At 69.2% G+C, this 16,563-nt stretch carries 13 protein-coding genes; 11 read left to right on the forward strand and 2 right to left on the reverse strand.

What is annotated here, in order from left to right:
* Positions 1–8 precede the first annotated feature (8 nt).
* The 5 genes from ACGFZA_RS21030 (at position 9) to ACGFZA_RS21050 (ending at position 7,155) form a co-directional block, all read left to right on the forward strand.
* Positions 9–2,024, forward strand: a complete 2,016-nt coding sequence (locus tag ACGFZA_RS21030; protein WP_393680981.1) for an HYR domain-containing protein — start codon at positions 9–11, stop codon at positions 2,022–2,024.
* 16 nt (positions 2,025–2,040) lie between these two features.
* Positions 2,041–2,802 (forward strand): DUF4255 domain-containing protein, encoded by a 762-nt coding sequence (locus tag ACGFZA_RS21035; protein WP_385274334.1) that lies wholly within the window; start codon positions 2,041–2,043, stop codon positions 2,800–2,802.
* Positions 2,799–4,946, forward strand: a complete 2,148-nt coding sequence (locus ACGFZA_RS21040; protein ID WP_393680984.1) for an AAA family ATPase — start codon at positions 2,799–2,801, stop codon at positions 4,944–4,946. The genes ACGFZA_RS21035 and ACGFZA_RS21040 overlap by 4 nt, the downstream gene beginning before the upstream one ends.
* Positions 4,947–5,086: 140 nt before the next feature.
* A complete protein-coding gene (locus ACGFZA_RS21045; RefSeq protein WP_393680986.1) occupies positions 5,087–5,881 on the forward strand; it encodes an alpha/beta fold hydrolase in 795 nt (264 codons plus the stop codon).
* On the forward strand, positions 5,878–7,155 hold the full coding sequence (locus ACGFZA_RS21050) for a cytochrome P450 (RefSeq protein WP_393680988.1): 1,278 nt from the start codon (positions 5,878–5,880) through the stop codon (positions 7,153–7,155). Before ACGFZA_RS21045 ends, ACGFZA_RS21050 begins: the two co-directional genes overlap by 4 nt.
* A 66-nt stretch (positions 7,156–7,221) precedes the next feature.
* Here ACGFZA_RS21050 and ACGFZA_RS21055 read toward each other — a convergent pair whose 3' ends face one another.
* Positions 7,222–7,851, reverse strand: a complete 630-nt coding sequence (locus ACGFZA_RS21055) for a hypothetical protein (protein ID WP_393680990.1) — start codon at positions 7,849–7,851, stop codon at positions 7,222–7,224.
* The gene (locus tag ACGFZA_RS21060; RefSeq protein ID WP_393680992.1) at positions 7,851–11,381 is read right to left on the reverse strand and encodes a hypothetical protein; all 3,531 of its coding nucleotides are present in this window, start codon (positions 11,379–11,381) and stop codon (positions 7,851–7,853) included. The genes ACGFZA_RS21055 and ACGFZA_RS21060 overlap by 1 nt, the downstream gene beginning before the upstream one ends.
* A 276-nt stretch (positions 11,382–11,657) precedes the next feature.
* Here ACGFZA_RS21060 and ACGFZA_RS21065 point away from each other — a divergent pair, with 276 nt between their 5' ends.
* From ACGFZA_RS21065 to ACGFZA_RS21090, 6 genes are all read left to right on the forward strand, one after another.
* On the forward strand, positions 11,658–13,193 hold the full coding sequence (locus ACGFZA_RS21065; RefSeq protein ID WP_393680994.1) for a phage tail sheath family protein: 1,536 nt from the start codon (positions 11,658–11,660) through the stop codon (positions 13,191–13,193).
* Positions 13,194–13,262: 69 nt separating this feature from the next.
* On the forward strand, positions 13,263–13,706 hold the full coding sequence (locus ACGFZA_RS21070) for a phage tail protein (protein WP_148016754.1): 444 nt from the start codon (positions 13,263–13,265) through the stop codon (positions 13,704–13,706).
* Entirely contained in the window at positions 13,706–14,149 is a 444-nt protein-coding gene (locus ACGFZA_RS21075) for a hypothetical protein (RefSeq protein ID WP_393680997.1), read from the forward strand. Before ACGFZA_RS21070 ends, ACGFZA_RS21075 begins: the two co-directional genes overlap by 1 nt.
* A complete protein-coding gene (locus ACGFZA_RS21080; RefSeq protein ID WP_266804398.1) occupies positions 14,146–14,289 on the forward strand; it encodes a DUF6760 family protein in 144 nt (47 codons plus the stop codon). The genes ACGFZA_RS21075 and ACGFZA_RS21080 overlap by 4 nt, the downstream gene beginning before the upstream one ends.
* A gap of 28 nt (positions 14,290–14,317) precedes the next feature.
* The gene (locus ACGFZA_RS21085) at positions 14,318–16,027 is read left to right on the forward strand and encodes a hypothetical protein (RefSeq protein ID WP_393680999.1); all 1,710 of its coding nucleotides are present in this window, start codon (positions 14,318–14,320) and stop codon (positions 16,025–16,027) included.
* 93 nt (positions 16,028–16,120) lie between these two features.
* Positions 16,121–16,558: a phage tail protein gene (locus ACGFZA_RS21090; protein WP_148016756.1), complete on the forward strand. Its 438-nt coding sequence runs from the start codon at positions 16,121–16,123 to the stop codon at positions 16,556–16,558.
* Positions 16,559–16,563: the final 5 nt, after the last annotated feature.

The following is a 16,563-nucleotide window of genomic DNA, read 5'->3' on the forward strand; positions in this document are numbered from 1 at the left end:
GCCGTTCGGTGGCGCTCGTTCTGCTGTTGCTGGCCGCAGGCCTGGCCCCCGCTTCGGCGGGGACGGTCGTGGCCACGGCCGTCCCCGTCCCGCCCGAGCCGTGGGTCACCCCGGCGACCCTGCACGACGCGCTCGACCCGGGCGGGTCGACGGGGGTGGACAAGTCGGTACGTACACCGGCCATTCCCCCGAAGCCGGAGGTGGTTCTGCTGGTGGACGGCACGAAGAGCATGGCCGGGCCCATCGACGACGTGCAGAAGTACCTGCCCGACATCACCGGCAAGATCCTGGCCGAGCAGCGCGACTCACGCTTCGCCGTCGCCACGTTCGGCGACCAGGAGGGCGACCCCAATGCCGGATTCGAGGTGCTCCAGGAGCTGACGGATGACGTCGACAAGGTCCAGACAGGTGTCAACGGGCTGAAGACCGTGCTGGGAGGAAGCAGCCGTGGCCCCTCCGAGGACTGGATCAACGGCCTGTGGGAGATAGCCAACGGCGCCGGGGGCAAGACCGTCTTCCGCGAGGGTTCCAACCCGGTCGTCGTGCTGGTGAGTGACGCCTCCAGTCACGCACCCAGCAACCACCACACCATCGACGACACGATCTTCGACCTGCAGGACAAAGGTGTCCGGGTCATCGGCGTCGACGTGGACAGCAAGATCGGCGACGGCCTCAACGGCAACGGAGACGCCCACAACCCCGACAACCCGGAGTACGTCGAGCATCCACCGACCATCGAGGGGCAGGCGACGCGCATCATCGAGGCGACCCAGGGGCGCCTGCTGGAGGGCATCCAGCCCGACGAAGTCGCCCGGGCCATCATGGACGGCTTCGACAACCTCCCCACCTCCGTCGGCTACCGTCTCGACAACTGCGACCCCCACCTCACCGTCGTCCTCGATCCACCCACCCGCCGGCTGACCAGCGGCGAGACCGCACACTTCGCGGAGACCGTCGACGTCTCAGCCGACGCACCGCAGGGCACCACCCTCACCTGCACGGTGCAGTTCCTGCTCGGCACCCAGGCGCCGGGGACCGAGACCATCGGTCCCGCCGCGGCAGCCGACCCCGAATTCCAGCAGCAGATCAGCATCGACGTGAACGACACCGACGCCCCCGTCGTCACCGTGGACGACCGCATCGCGAGGTCGCAGAACGACGACGGGGCGCGGATCAGCTACACGGCGACGGCGACCGACGCCCAGGACGGTGAGCTGCCCGTGACCTGCACGCCCACGTCCGGTTCGCTCTTCCCGGTCGGAACGACCACGGTCACCTGCTCGGCCACCGACGCCGCCGGCAACACCGGCACGGACACCGCACGCTTCGAGGTGCTGAAGCCGCCGCCGGAGCCCCCGTCACCGCCGCCGCCCTCGTCGGACATCGCGGTGAAGGCCGACGTCAGCCCCGACCGTACGTACGTCACCCGCCCTGCCCGCGCCCGCTACACCGTCACCAACGCAGGCCCGGACACCGCCAGGGGAGTCGTCGTCGCGGCGGCCTGGCCGGCCCCGTCGGCGTCGAAGGACCGGAGTCTGGGCCCGCTCACCCGCTGCACGGCAGCCGAACCGTGCACGATCCCGGCGGGCGGCAGGATCGAGGTGACGCAGGCGGCGACGTACCGTGCGGCGATCACCGGGGACGTACGGGCCAGCGTGCGCGGCACGGTCCCGGACCGTCGTACGACGAACAACAAGGACACGGACCGGCTGCGCGTACTGAAGCCGTCCCTCACCGTCACCCCGCAGGTCGCCAAGCCGGGGCAGCCCGTACTGGCGCGAGGCGAGGACTATCCGCCCGGGGAAACCGTGAACCTCACCTGGAACCGCGGGATCACGGGTGACCGCTCGGGGGTGAGGGCCGGCCGGGACGGCACGTTCGAGGTACAGATGCTGGTACTGCGCAAGGACACCCTCGGCCCCCGCATCCTGCGCGCAGGCATCCGCGGCCTTCCCCGACTCCAGAAACCCGTCCTGGTGGTCCAACGCAACCTCCAGCCACCGGACTTCAAGGGCCGGACATGAGAAGGGCGACCTCCGGATGATCCACGAGGTGGACGACGTACTGCGCTCCCTGATCAGGGCCGAGGTGCTCGAAGGCGGCCAGATCGCGGTGGTCTTCGACGCACCGACCCGGGAATGGGCGGCCAAGGTGAACGCCCCGATGGTGAACCTCTACCTCTACGACATCCGCGAGGACATGCGACGCCGCGAGCGCGGACTCCACAACGAGTACGACGAGCGGGGCACCGTCATCGCGCGACGGCGCCCGCCCCGCTACTTCAAGCTGTCGTATCTGATCACGGCGTGGACGAAGCGCCCGGAGGACGAACACCGGCTGCTGTCCTCCCTGCTCGGCTGTCTGCTGGCGTACGAGGCCCTGCCCCCGGAACGCCTGGCCGGCTCCCTCGCCGACATAGGGGCGGCCGTCCCGATGTCGATCGCGCTCCCGCCCCCGGAGGACCGCTCGTTCGCGGATGTGTGGAGCGCCCTGGGCGGTGAGCTGAAGCCCTCGCTGGACCTGGTGGTCAGCGTCCCGGTCACTGCCTCACCGACGTACGAGGCGGGGCCGCCGGTGGGCGAGGAAGGGCTCCGGGCGCACTTCGGAGACGTACCGCCGACCTCGGAACCGCGGCGCGACCCGATGCCGGGACGCGCCGGCCTCCCGGTCTACGGAAGCCGCCCGGGCCGACCGGCGCCCGAGGACCCGACCGGTTCGACGGAGCGCCGACGGGGCCTCGCCCTCCGCGTCAATGAGAGCCGACGCGTGCGCGGCGGCCGTACCGAGGACAGCACTCCATGACACCCACGGGCCACCGGGACCAGGACCCGAACCTGCGTCACCTGCTCGCCCGCGCGGTGGACGTCGAGCAACGCATCCGCCATGCGGTGGAGGTCCGGCAGCGCGCGGATCCGGACCCCGAGGACGAGTTCCGGGGGCTCTACCTCACGGCCGAGAACGTCGCGCGACTGCTGGACGAGGAGGCGGCACGAGGCTTTCCGGAACCGATAGCGGGTGACGCCGGCCGGACAGCGGATGACGCCGGCCGGATCTCTGGTGACGCCGGCCGGGCAGCGGATGACGCCGTTCCGACCGCGGGTGACGCCGTTCCGACGGGGGGCGAGGGCTCGCGACTCACCTGCCTGGAGGCCGACTTCGGGCTCACCGCGCTCGACATCGAGATCCTGCTGATCGCCCTCGTACCGGATCTGGACGACCGCTTCGAAGCCTTCTACGGCTACCTCAACGACGACGTGACCCGCCGCCGCCCGTCCATCGGCCTGGCGCTCGGCCTGTGCGGGCTGTCACCGGCCGACGCGGTCGCGCGGGGGCGGCTGGCCCCCCGCGCCCCGCTCCGTCACGCAGGCCTCCTGCTGGCCGAGGACCTCGACCGCCCGTTCCTGAGCCGCGCGCTGCGCGTCCCGGACCGGGTCACCGCCCACCTCCTGGGCGACGACACGAGGGACCCGCGCCTGGCCGACCTCCTCGCGCCGTGGCACGCGGTGGCAGGCGTGGGCGACCCGGCCCCGCTGGCCCGGGTCCTGGCCGGTGGGCTCCCCCTCGCCTACCTGGCCGAGGACCAGGGCGGGGCGGGCACGGCCCTCGCCGCATCGGCGCTCACCCGCGCGGGCCGGGGAGTCCTGGGACTGGACCTGGCACGTCTGGCGGAGGACCCCGCACCCGCCGACGCGGTACGTTCCCTGGTGCGCGAGGCACGCCTGACACGCGCCGGCCTGGTCTGCGCCCCACTGGACGCGGTGTCCCGCGAACACCCGCACCTGCTCAGGCTCCTCACGGCCACGCCCGTCCCCACCGTCATGGTGGGCAGGGTGCCGTGGGACGCGTCGTGGTCGACGGTCCCGCCGCTGCTCCTGCACGCTCCGAGGGTGGAGCCATCGGCACGCGGCGCTCTGTGGAGCGACGCCTACGCGCACACGGCATCGGCCCCCCTCCCGCCCGCCATCGACCCGGACCACCTCCTCGCCCCCTTCCTCCTCACCCCGGAACAGGTCACCGGTGCGGCCCGCAGCGCTGCCCAGACGGCGCAACTGGACGGCGGAGCACTCACCCCCGACCACGTACGCCAGGGAGCCCGCGCCCAGAACGCGGCCGGCCTGGACCGCCTGGCCCGCCGCATCGAACCCGCGGTCACCTGGCACGACCTGGTCCTCCCACCCGGCACCCACGCCCAGCTCCGCGAACTCACCGCCCGCGCCCGCCACCGCGACCGCGTCCTGGGGGAGTGGGGCATGCGTCCGGGCGGCGGCCGGGGCCGAGGCGTATCAGCCCTCTTCGCGGGGGACTCCGGCACGGGCAAGACGATGTCCGCGGAGGTGATCGCGGCCGACCTCGGCCTGGACCTCTACACGGTCGACCTGGCGACGGTCATCGACAAGTACGTCGGCGAGACCGAGAAGAACCTGGAACGCATCTTCACGGAGGCGGCGGGCGTCAACGGCGTCCTGCTCTTCGACGAGGCGGACGCGATCTTCGGTAAACGCTCGGACGTGAAGGACGCGCACGACCGCTACGCGAACGTGGAGAGCGCGTACCTCCTCCAGCGCATGGAGTCCTTCGACGGCCTGGCCATTCTCGCCACGAACCTCCGCGCCAACCTCGACGACGCCTTCACCCGCCGCCTGGACCTGGTCATCGACTTCCCGGTCCCGGACCCGGAACAACGCCTGGTGCTCTGGGAGCGCTGCCTGGGACCGGTACTCCCGCGCGGCACGGACCTGGACCTCGGCTTCTGCGCCGAGAACTTCGAGCTGGCGGGCGGCAACATCCGCTCGATCGCGGTGACGGCGGCGTACCTGGCGGCGGACACCGGAGGCGCGGTGACGATGACGACGCTGATCCACGCGATCCAGCGGGAGTACCAGAAGCTGGGACGGCTGACGCTTGCCTCGGAGTTCGGGCCGTACCTGGGGCTGGTTCAGGGGTGAGGGGGCGAAGGCGGAACAGCTTCTCCTCGGCCGCCCGATACTTCCCCCGCGTGTTCCCTTGCGCGGGCCGGTGGACAGCGTCACCGTGGACGGGCCGACGTTGACCGACAGGCCACCGCTGTACTGTGACAGGAGCCGACGTGACCGGTTTGTCTGTTCTGCCTCATACCCTGCACGGCGAGGGCCCGCACAAGGTGATCGCGGTACACGGCTGGCTCGCCGACCGCTCCGCGTACGACCCGGTGCTGCCGGACCTCGACACCGGCTCGTTCCAGTACGCGGTGGTGGACCTGCGGGGATACGGCGAAGCGAGGGATGTGGGCGGCGCGTACACCACGGCCGAGGGCGCCGACGACGTGCTCGCGCTGGCCGACCGACTCGGCTGGGACCGGTTCTCGCTGATCGGCCACTCGATGGGCGGCTCCGTCATCCAGCGGACGCTGGCCGCCGCCCCGCAGCGGGTGCGCCGGATCGTCGGCGTGTCGCCGGTCCCCGCGTCCGGCCTGCCGTTGCCACCCGAACAGTGGGAGCTGTTCGCCGAGGCGGCGCAGAACCCGGGCAACCGTCGGATCATCCTCGACACCACCACCGGAGGGCGGCGCCCGGCCGCCTGGCTGGACCGTATGGTGCGTCGCTCGGTCGAGTGCAGCGACGCGAAGGCGTTCCGGGCTTGGCTGGATTCCTGGGCGGGCGAGGACTTCCACGACCGGATCGACGGTTCGCCCGTGCCGGCCCTGGCGGTCGTGGGAGCACTGGACCCGGCCCTCTCCGCGGACCTGCAACGTTCCACATGGATGCGCTGGTTCCCGAGCGCCAAGCTCGTGGAGCTGGCGTCGTGCGGCCACTACGCGATGGACGAGGCTCCGCTCGACGTGATCCGGGCGGTCGAGGACTTCTTGCGGGCGGACACGGAGGGCGGCGGAGGGAGCGCGTGAGCGGGGCCGTCTCTCCGGTACCGGTCCCGGACGTCTTCGATCCGAGGCAGTACGCGAAGGGCGTCCCCCACGACCGCTACCGCCATCTGCGCGACCATCACCCCGTCGCGTGGCAGGAGGAGCCGGAGGTACTGGGCTGGCCGGCGGGCCCGGGCTTCTGGGCGGTCACCCGGCACCAGGACGCCGTCCGCGTGCTGAAGGACGCCTCCACGTACTCCTCGTGCCTGGGTGCCACCCAGATCCGCGACCCGGACCCCGCAGACCTGCCGTTCATCCGCCGGATGATGCTCAACCAGGACCCACCGCACCACCGGCGCCTGCGTACGCTCGTCAGCCGCGCCTTCACCCCGAGGCGCGTGGACCACTTCGAATCGGTCGTACGGGAACGGGCCCGCTCCCTCCTCACCCGCGCGGTCGCCGGGGCGAGGGCCGGCGACGGCACCTGCGACCTCGTCGCCCGGGTCACCGACGACTACGCCCTGCTCAACCTCACCGACCTGCTGGGCGTACCGGCCGCCGAGCGCGCGCTCCTGCTGCACTGGACCCAACGCGTCATCGGCTACCAGGACCCGGACGAGGCAGGGACACCGAAACTCGGCCCGGACGGCAAGCCGGTCAATCCGCGCTCCCCGGGGTCACTGCGCGACATGTTCGACTACGCGCACGTCCTGGCTGCCCACAAGCGCGAACACCCCGCCGACGACGTGATCACGGCTCTCGCCACCGACCCCGAACTGACCGCGCCGGAGCTGGAGATGTTCTTCTTCCTGCTGGTGGTCGCGGGCAACGACACGGTACGCGGCGCGGCCCCCGGCGGCCTGCACCTCCTGGCCGAGCACCCCGAGGCGTACGACCGCCTGCGCAACGGCGAGGTGGGGTTCACCACCGCTGTGGACGAACTGCTCCGCCGCCACCCACCGGTCCTCACCTTCCGCCGCACGGCCACCCAGGACACGCACCTGTCGGACACCCCCATCCGCGCGGGCGACAAGGTGGTCGTCTTCCACGCCTCGGCCAACCACGACGAGCGCGTCTTCCCGGACCCGTTCGCCCTGGACCTCTCCCGCTCCCCGAACCCGCACCTCTCCTTCGGCGACGGCCCTCACGTCTGCCTGGGCGCGCACTTCGCGCGCCTGCAGTTGCGGGTGCTGTACGAGGAGGCGTGCCGGGTGTTCCCCACAGGGCCTCTTGAGCTCGCGGCGCCACCGCGCCGCCTGGTGTCGAACTTCATCAACGGTCTGAAGTCTCTGCCTGTGCGGGTTGTCGACGTCTGACAGCAGCGGTCTTCACGGGCATTTCGCTGGAGGAGGACATCAGGAGGCCGCGTCGGCTCCTCTGCGTCATGCGCCGTCTTCCTCCTCCGGCACCACGTAGAACGCCATTTCTGAAATTTCTGGAATCTCGATCATCAGTCCTGTTTCGCGAAGTGCAGCCGCAATTACGTCTGGATCACCGGCCCACTGCAGTGGGAGGTCATCGATCAGCGTTCCCTCGTTGTCGAAGCAGTCCAGGTGAGCCTGACTGTTCCAAAATACTGCTTGAACACTACCTGTTTGGCGTTCATGGACATCACTCCACCCGCTGGAATTGGTGTAGGCGAAGTCGCCCTCTGCGATGTACCCGAGTCCTTCCAGCGTGGCGAAAGCCTTGATGAGGCGACACACGTCGGATTGTCCCGATCGATCTGCCAAAATTCTTCCGTCGCCCTCGTCGGCACTCAGATCAAGCGTGGCGCAAAGATCCTTTCTAGCAAATTCGACCTGGATCCTCGACGGCATTCCGTGTCCCCATTCGAAGGGGAGGTCTCTGGCTAGGGTGCCCTCATCGTCGAAGTATTGTTCGTAGTTCTCCGGTATTCCTATGGTCGGATCGTTGTGTGAGGTCTCTGCCGCGCTGGAGATGGTCCATCCCGATGAGCGAAGCCCTTGAATTACGCGCTCCAGTCTATCCTTCTCCGAACCGTAAATCACTATACCAGCTCCACTTTGTCAGTCTTGAAGTCCGGCCCCGTTTTCTTCTTCATGAACTCGTACTTCGTTCCTCCGTAATTTGCTTGAGCGGACTTGTTGGCATCCGCTGCGATCAGTTGAAGGTTCGAAACCTCGGGCGTTGTGTCGACTCTGGTCTTGTCATCGGAATTGAATCCGATGGCGTGCCAATGAGCGGCGAGCGGGACAATGTGGTCGGCGTTCCAGTTCGAGGCAGCCCTCATGTTCCTTCCGTTTACGTCACCCTTCCTCTTGAACTCCCTGAGTACTTTGACGGGTACCTTGGCATCGTCCTTGGCTGCTCCCAGCATGGTCATGTCCCGCAGCCGCTGGGCGGCCAAGGCTTTCTGAATCCGCAGCTCCATTGGTGCCGCTCCGGCGGCCAGAGCCTTCTTGTACGGGTCTATCGCCGCCTGCACGTCGTCGAAGATCGCAGGAAAGTCTCGCCCGATAACGGCTATCTTTGCCCTCTTGAAACGGTTTCCATCACCTTCGTAGAGCAGCTCTCTGTGTTTATTGAATCCAGGAGGGAGCGTAGGTGCGGGAATGTTGGACGTATCGACTACATCAGGTGATCCTGAAGCTATCCAGGCATCGACCCGACTCTTGATCACATTTGCTGCACCTGGGTTGGGTGTTGCTCTCGCCTGCTCTTGGGCCTTCCATGCGCCAAACGATTCCTTGAGTCGTTTCGCTGACGCTATGGAGGTGTTCAGCCTTTCAACCATGTCTCCAGGAGAAACGTTCCTTATCTTTCTTGGTGCTGGATAGGTTCCTAGCTCGGCCACCACCCTCCTGATCTTCTTCTTGAAGTCCTCTTCTTCGCTCGCCAACGTCAGATGTAACTCCCCTGATGAATCCCCCCTCGCTCTGATCGTGTGCGGGTGTCCAAATGTCTTGAAGTTCCGGCTGGAGTCGATATCGGCGATGATTTCACGTATGTGTCGGCGGCTGGAGGCGGGCTTGTCCGGATTCTTTGCATCCTCATTCTTCTTTGATCTTGCCGCAGGGTCCTTCTTTTCTCGGTTGAGGTTCTTCCATAGGCTCCTCCCCTTCTTGGCGATGAAGTCGACGATCTTTTCGATCGCCCGGTTCACCGGCCGAGCCACCGCATGGAAGACGCTCTTGACCTTGCTGGCCAGGCTGCCGATGCCCAGGAGCGACGCCAGGAATCCGATCAGCAGCGGAACGCTCGCGGCCAGAGCGGCCTCGACCATCTTCGGGACGCCCGCCGAGCCGCCGTTGGCTATCGCCACCACCGCGTCCAGCACCGAGTTGACGAACTCCACGATCTGGGAGCCCTGGTTCACGATGAACGTGACGATGTCGATGATTCCCTTGACGGCGCGGACGAACGCGGACGCCGGGTTGAGCAGGGAGAGGATCCATGTGACGCCCGCGATGATGACCGTGGGGATCAGGTAGCTCGTCAGCTTCTCCAGGATCGTGGCCTTGAGGTCGCCGGCCTCCGCCTGGATTTCCTTGACCGCGCCAGCGGGGCCCTCGGCGGCGATGTTCTTCGCGACCGGGACCGACGTCTCGACCGCCGCCATCGCCTCGTCCGGGACGCCCTTGCGGGTGACGCGGGCTTTGATGTTGGCCCAGGTCAGGCCCAGCAGTGAGCCGATGAGCTGGATGATGCCCTTCATGTCGAACTTCTGGGGGAGTTCGAGGCCCGCCTTGACCGCGGTGCCGAGCAGCCAGGAGACGACTCCCGTCTTCAGGTGCTCGGTGATGTTCGTGACGAAGAGGTTGAGGCCCGCGCCGACGGCCTTGACCAGGTTGCCCAGAAAACCGATGGGGTCCTTGATGATCTTCATGATGGCGCCGGCGGCTTTGGCGAGGATGCCGAGCAGCAGGTTCTTCAGCTCGTTGATCGTCTTGATCGCGCCGACGATCGCGTCTTTCGCCTTGTCGATCAGGCCCTTGTTGGCCTCCTGGAGTTTCTTGATCTCCTCGTCGATTTTGTTGAGTGCCGCGGTGTACTTGGACGCCAGGTCCTGGACAAGTTGTTCGGACTTCTCGTTGACCGTGGCTTCCAGGTCGTCGAACCTGCCGGCGAAGTCCTTGGCCGCCTCGTCGCCGAACTGGCGCAGGTCCGCGGGAAGTTTGTCGACCTCGGCCTTGAGTTCGGTGCGGCCCTTGGCGATGCGGGCCTTCGCCTTGCCCAGTTCCGTGCCGATGATGTCGGCGACCGAGGAGATCACCGTCCGCATCTGGGCCACGTAGAGCTTGCGGGCCTCCTGGTAGAGGTTGTTCGCCTCCTTGGGCAGGCCGGCGAACTTGTCCTTCACCCAGCGGGCCTTTCCGGTCCAGCCCGAATAACGCTTGTCCTTGTACGCCTTCATGCGGCGCTTGTGGTCCGCCGTGAACGCGTCCCGGGCCGACTTCTCACCCGCGGTGAACGCCGTGTCGACCTTCTTGTCGAGGTCGGAGAGTGTGGTCTCGACGTCCTTCTTCGTGCCGTCGTAGACCTTCTGCAGCTTCGCCGTCACCTCGGCGCGCTTCTTCTCGTCCTTCGACTTCGTTTCGCCCTTGCCGCCGTCCACCTGTTGGCCGGCCGTGGTCCGTGTCGCGGTGAGCGCGGTCATCGCCGCGGCGCCGGAGGCCGCCGCGCCCGCCTTGGCGGTGCTCAGCTGCTGGTTCTCCGCTGACCTGCCCTTCGTCGGGGCCTTCTCGGAGTCCGTCTCGGCTGTCTTCTTCGCCGACAGGGCCTCGTTGAACTCCGGTTCGTTGCCCTTGGCCAGCTGCTCCTCGGTGACCTCGGCGTCCGCCATCTCCTTGTCGTTCTGGGCAGGTCCCTCGGAGAAGTCCGTGACGGCGGCCGGCTGCCTCGCCGGGATCGCGTCGGCCGCCGAGGGGGCGCCGGGGTTGCCCGGGGGCTGGTCGGGGGTGAGCGGGGTGACCGGCTTGTCCTTGGCGGCCGAGGTGTCCGGTGGAGCCTTCGTCGCGGTGTCGATGTCCTCGGCCGACGACTTCTTGCCGTCCGTGACCTTGCCGTCGACCTCCTCCTTGACCTTGTCCGCCTTGCCGGACTTGGAGAACTTGTCGGCCTCGTCGAGGTTCTTCGGAGCCTGTGCGTCGATCGCCTTGTCCACCGCGTCGACGAACGCCTTCTTGTCGAACTCGCCGGGCTTCGCCGCGTTCATCTTCTCGGCGTTCGCCGCCTTCCCCTGAGCCTCCTTGTCGTCAGGGGGCGCGACAGCCGCGTCCTGGGACGCCTTGGACTCCGCAGCCGCAGGCGGATGGACGGCGATCCGGGTCTTCTTCGCCGCCACAGCCGTCTTCATGCTGCGGAAACCGGGTGCCTGGGCGGGAGCGGGCTTGACCGGGGCGCTGTAGCGCTGGGCCACCAGCCGGGAGACCGCCGCGTTACCGGCCGCCCGTTGCAGACGCTGAATGCTTCGCCGGTCGGGGGGCGGGGAGGACGCAGCGGGGGCGGCCCGGTCCGTGCGGGGAGCGGCGTCGGGTCGACCCGGCGTGGTGGGGGTCTTCTCCGGAACCGCCTTCATCCGTCCCTCCCGCCAGCCACCGTTCCGCCCGGACGTGGTGTGTCAGGCTGCCGCGCGCGTACCGGAGGGGTGGAGTGTGTGCGGGCTGCGGCCCGGGCACGTGCACGTGGTGTGCGAGGCGTTCTCGGATTGCCTCTTCGGGCAGTCGCCCGTGCACGGCGGGGCGGCCGTGTATCCGTTCCCGGTGATCGCGCGAGTGGCGAGAATTGCCGGCGTTCCCCGGTCCTGGAACGGGGGCGAGGAGCACGTCGAGGAGCGCGTCAAGGAGAGGCTCATATGCCGTCGTACCTGTCCCCGGGCGTCTACGTCGAAGAGGTCGAGTCCGGGTCCCGGCCGATCGAAGGGGTGGGCACCTCGGTCGCCGCCTTCGTCGGCTTCGCCCAGCGGGGGCCGTTCGACGAGCCCACGCTCATCACGAACTGGAGCCAGTTCGTCAGCACCTTCGGCGACTTCGTCGACGGTACGTACCTCGCCTCCGCCGTCTACGGCTTCTTCGCCAACGGGGGCGGCATCTGTTACGTCGTGCGCATCGCCGAGGGAGCCGAGGCGTCGGACACCGGTGCCGGGGACCTGGCCGCCGGGTCCGAGGTCCAGGTCGGGCCGTACGCCGTCAAGCCCCGGCCGGGCGTGGCCGGCGAGATCAGCGTGGAGGTCGCGGAGGCCGAGGGCGACGACCCGCCCTCCGACGTCTTCCAGCTGATCGTGAAGAGGGACGGTCAGGTCGCGGAGACGTACCCGTCCGTGACCACCAAGCGCAGCAAGGAGAACGTCGCCACCCGCGTCAACGCCAAGTCCGAACTCATCGAGATACGGGAGACGGGGCGCGGCGCCGCCCCCGCCAGGCCCGACGTCCAGTCCGTCGCGCTCGCTCCCGCCGCCTCCGTGGCGGGCGGCGCCGGTTCGCTCGCTCCCGAGGTGTACGTGGGTGACGCGGACCGCCGCACGGGGCTCGGCGGGCTCGAAGCGGTGGACGAGGTCACGATGGTCGCCGTGCCCGACCTGATGGGCGCGTTCGAACGCGGGCTGCTCGATCTGGAGTCCGTCGTCGCAGTGCAGCAAGGCATCATCAGTCATTGCGAGTTGATGGGTGACCGCGTCGCCATTCTGGATCCTCCGCCGGGACTCTCGCCGCAACAGATCCGGGGCTGGCGCACGGAGCGGGCCAACTTCGACTCCAAGTACGCCACGCTCTACTACCCCTGGATCAGCGTCGCCGACCCCGCCTCCGGCCGCGCCGCCCTCGTACCGCCGAGCGGGCACATCGCGGGAATCTGGGCCCGCAACGACGACACACGCGGCGTGCACAAAGCACCGGCCAACGAGGTGGTGCGGGGGGCCGTGGCGCTGCAGACACAGCTGACCAAGGGCGAGCACGATCTGCTGAACCCGATCGGACTGAACTGCATCCGCGCCTTCCCCGGACGCGGCATCCGGGTCTGGGGCGCGCGGACGCTGGCCTCCGACCCGGCCTGGCGCTACCTCAACGTCCGGCGGCTCTTCAACTACCTGGAGGAGTCGATCCTCGCCGGCACGCAGTGGGTCGTCTTCGAGCCGAACGACGACGCGCTGTGGGCGCGCATCCGGCGTACGGTCTCGGCGTTCCTGGTGAACGAGTGGCGCAAGGGCTCCCTGTTCGGGCTCACCCCCGACGAGGCGTTCTACGTGAAGTGCGACCGGGAGACCAACCCGCCCGAGAGCGTCGACGCGGGGCAGGTCATCTGCGAGATCGGTGTCGCCCCCGTCAAGCCGGCGGAGTTCGTGGTGTTCCGGCTCTCCCAGCTGACCGGCGGCACGGGAGGTGTCGACGAATGACCGGGCCGTCGGCAGCACGTCGTACAGCAGTGACCGGCCCGTCCTCGAACCTGGTGTAAGGAGCCCGTTGTGCCGCTTCCCGATCTTGACAGTTCCGTCGGGCATTCCTTCGGCCTGGAATTCGACAGCGTCATCATCAAGCAGATCACCGAGGTCAGCGGTCTGAAGATGGAGCAGGACGTCATCGAGCTGAAGCAGAACACCGCCGACGGCAAGTACGCCATCAAGAAGCTGCCCGGCCGTCCCAAGGCCGGCGAGGTCACCGTCACGCGCGGCCTCACGGAGGACAACAGCTTCGAACGCTGGATCAAGGACTCCCGGTTCGGCCGCATGATGAGCGCCCGGCGCAACGGAGCGGTCATCGTCTACGACTACGAGGGCCTGCCCATCAAGCGGTACAAGCTGATCAACGCCTGGCCGAAGTCCCTGGAGATCGGCACGCTCAAGGCCGGTGACACCTCGGTCCTCACGGAGAAGCTGTCGATCACCTACGAGAGCATGGAGCTCGACTGATGCGGCGTACGGTCCAGTTCCAGGCTCCGCAGGGGGAGCACGCGGAGCGGGAGAGCGCCGGGCGGTCCGAGCCCCTGCGTACGGAGTTCGCCTTCGACCTGCCCCGCGGCTACGTCGACGAGTCGGGCACCGTCCATCGCTCCGGCGTGATGCGGCTCGCGACCGCACGCGACGAACTCGTGCCGTTGCGGGACGACCGGGTGCGGGAGAACTCCGCATACCTGTCGGTTGTCCTGATCTCCCGCGTCGTCACCCGGATCGGGACCGTCGAGGACATCCACCCGGGTGTCATCGAGGACCTGTTCGCGTCCGACCTGGCCTTCCTCCAGGACTTCTACCGACGGATCAACGCGGAGGGGCACACCCGCGCCGCCGTCTCGTGCCCGTCCTGCAAGGAGGAGTTCGCGGTGGATCTCGCCGGCGGTCGCCTGGGGGAATCGTGACGTACGCGGCCGACCTGCTCTACGAGGAAGTCGCGTACCTCGCTTACCACTTCCACTGGCCGCTGGACGACCTGCTGGATCTGGAACATCCGGAACGACTGAAGTTCGTCGCGCAGATCGCTCGCCTCAACGGGCGGTAGCGAGGAGCGCAGGGAGGGCGGAAGAGTCATGGGGCTGATGTCCTGGCTGCGCGGCGGTGGTGCCACCGGTGGCGATCCGTCCCCGGCCGCCGCGGACGCTCCGCGGCCGGACCGGGGAGACCGTGTCGATGTGAGCCGTCTGGAGCCGGTGCAGCGGTCGGTGACCGGCCAGGACCTCGTGATCGACCCCGGTGGCTTCCAAGCGGCACTGACCACACGGCAGGAGACGGCACTCGGTACGCCGCTGGGGCATCTGATCAGCCCGGACGCGCCGGCCGGGCTGGTGCACGGCGTCGCCCTCGTGGCGGCGGGGAACCCCGCCCCCGCGGTGCAGCGGACCGTGGAGATGCCGCCGCGGCCGCGGAGCGGGCCGGCCCCGGTGTCCGTTCAGCGCACCTACGGGGAGGGCGCACCCGCTCTGACGTCGGCCGCCGGCTCTTCGTCCCGAGCCGATTGGCCCGTACGGCAGTTGGTCGGCGAACAGGCACTCGTCCAGCGGACGGAGCCGGCTGGGCCGATGGACCCGGGCACGGGCTCGGACACCGTGGCTTCGCGGCGTACGGAGGCGGTTCTGCGCACGGGGGACTCGCTCCCGGCGCAGCCGCCCCGACGCACGCCCGGACTCGGTGCGCCGCTGCCCGGTCTGCCGCCGACCGCGCAGCGGCAGAGCGAGCGGCCGTCGGCCGCTCCGCCACCCGTGCCCCGGCCTCCGACGGTTCAACGAGAGGCCGCGTCGTCGGCGCCGTCGGCCGATCCCGTAAGCCGCGCGGCCGGGGCTCCGGAGGCGCCGTGGACTGCCACCGGTGAGGACGCGGCCGAGCCCGTGGCGCCGTTGCTCGGCGACGCGCCCCTGGCCGGTGCGGTGTCGGGGGGAGAGGCAGGCGGGGAGAGCGCGGCCGACGCGCCCCGGTCATCCGCTGTTCCCGTCCAGCGCTCCGCGGCCGTCCCCGGCGGGCCCACGCCCGTACCTCCGCTCGCAGTCGCCCCGACCGCACCCCTTCTCGGGGAGCGACCGCTGTCGCTCCGTGCCGCCACCGGTCCCGGCGCTCCCGGACCGTCGGCCGGGGCGGTCGTCCAGCGCACGTCCGAGGGCGGCGGCGAGGTGCTGGGGCAGCATCCGCTGCCCGGCGGCCCGTCCCCGGGTCAGCCCTCTGCCGTGCCCGTACGGTGGACGGCCCCGGATCCGGCAGCCCCTACCGGTCCGCCCGCGGCGCTCCTGCGGCCCGGGACGTCGCCCGTACAACGACAGACGAGCGTGCAGCGACAGACGAGCGTGCAGCGAGAGACGAGCGGGGCGCCGCCCGTGCCCGGCTCCGTCGCCCGCACCGGGGGCCGGGCCGCGTTCCCCACCGCCGGCTCCGTCGCCGTGGCCTCCGGAGTGGCCCAGCGCATGGCCGACGGGAGCGTCGTCTTCGGGGCCGCACCCCTGCACGGCACCTCACGGCCCGTCGTGCAGCGGGACGCGGAGATCGCCGAGGAGCCACCCCCGCCGCCGGAACCCGAACCCCCACCCGCGACGGAACCGGAAGCGCCGTCCGGAGCCGAGGCGGGCGCGGGTCCGGAAGCGGCGCCCGGAGCCGGGACGGAGGCCCCCGCCGGGCCACCGGCGGGGCAGGGGGCGCCCCCCGCGACGGACGAGCTGGTCCGGGCGCTCTACGGGCCGCTCAGCCGGCTCCTCAAGGCCGACCTCCGGCTCGAACGCGAACGCGCCGGATACCTGATCAACACCCGTCACTGACGATCAGCGCCCACCACGCACCCGGCACATCACCGCATCACCACGCCGCCCAGCCACCGAGTCACGCGAGTCACCGATCGAGAGGCACGTGCCATGGCCACCTCCCCGGACGACGACCCCGCCGTCAGCGTCTGCTTCGTCGTGACGATCGACGACATCGAGCTCGGGTCGTTCAACACCTGTGACGGGCTGGGCTGCGAAGTGGTCCTGGAGACCCGGGAGGAGGGCGGCAACAACGGGCATCTGTGGCAGCTGCCGACCCGGCTGAAGTACTCCAACGTCAAGCTGTCCCGCCCGCTCACCCGGGAGACGGAGAAGGTGGCCCGCTGGTTCGCCACCATGACGACCGGCTTCAGCCGCAAGACGGCGCACATCGAGGCGCGGACCGGGGACGGGCGGAAGGTGGCCCAGTGGGGGCTGCTGGAAGTCGTGCCCGTGCGCTGGACCGGACCGTCGTTCACTCCCGAATCGCCGAAGGTCGCGATGGAGACGATCGAGATCGCCCACCACGGCTATGTGATGGAGGGCTGAGCGGC

This window comes from Streptomyces sp. NPDC048211, assembly GCF_043202315.1.
Lineage (GTDB): Bacteria > Actinomycetota > Actinomycetes > Streptomycetales > Streptomycetaceae > Streptomyces.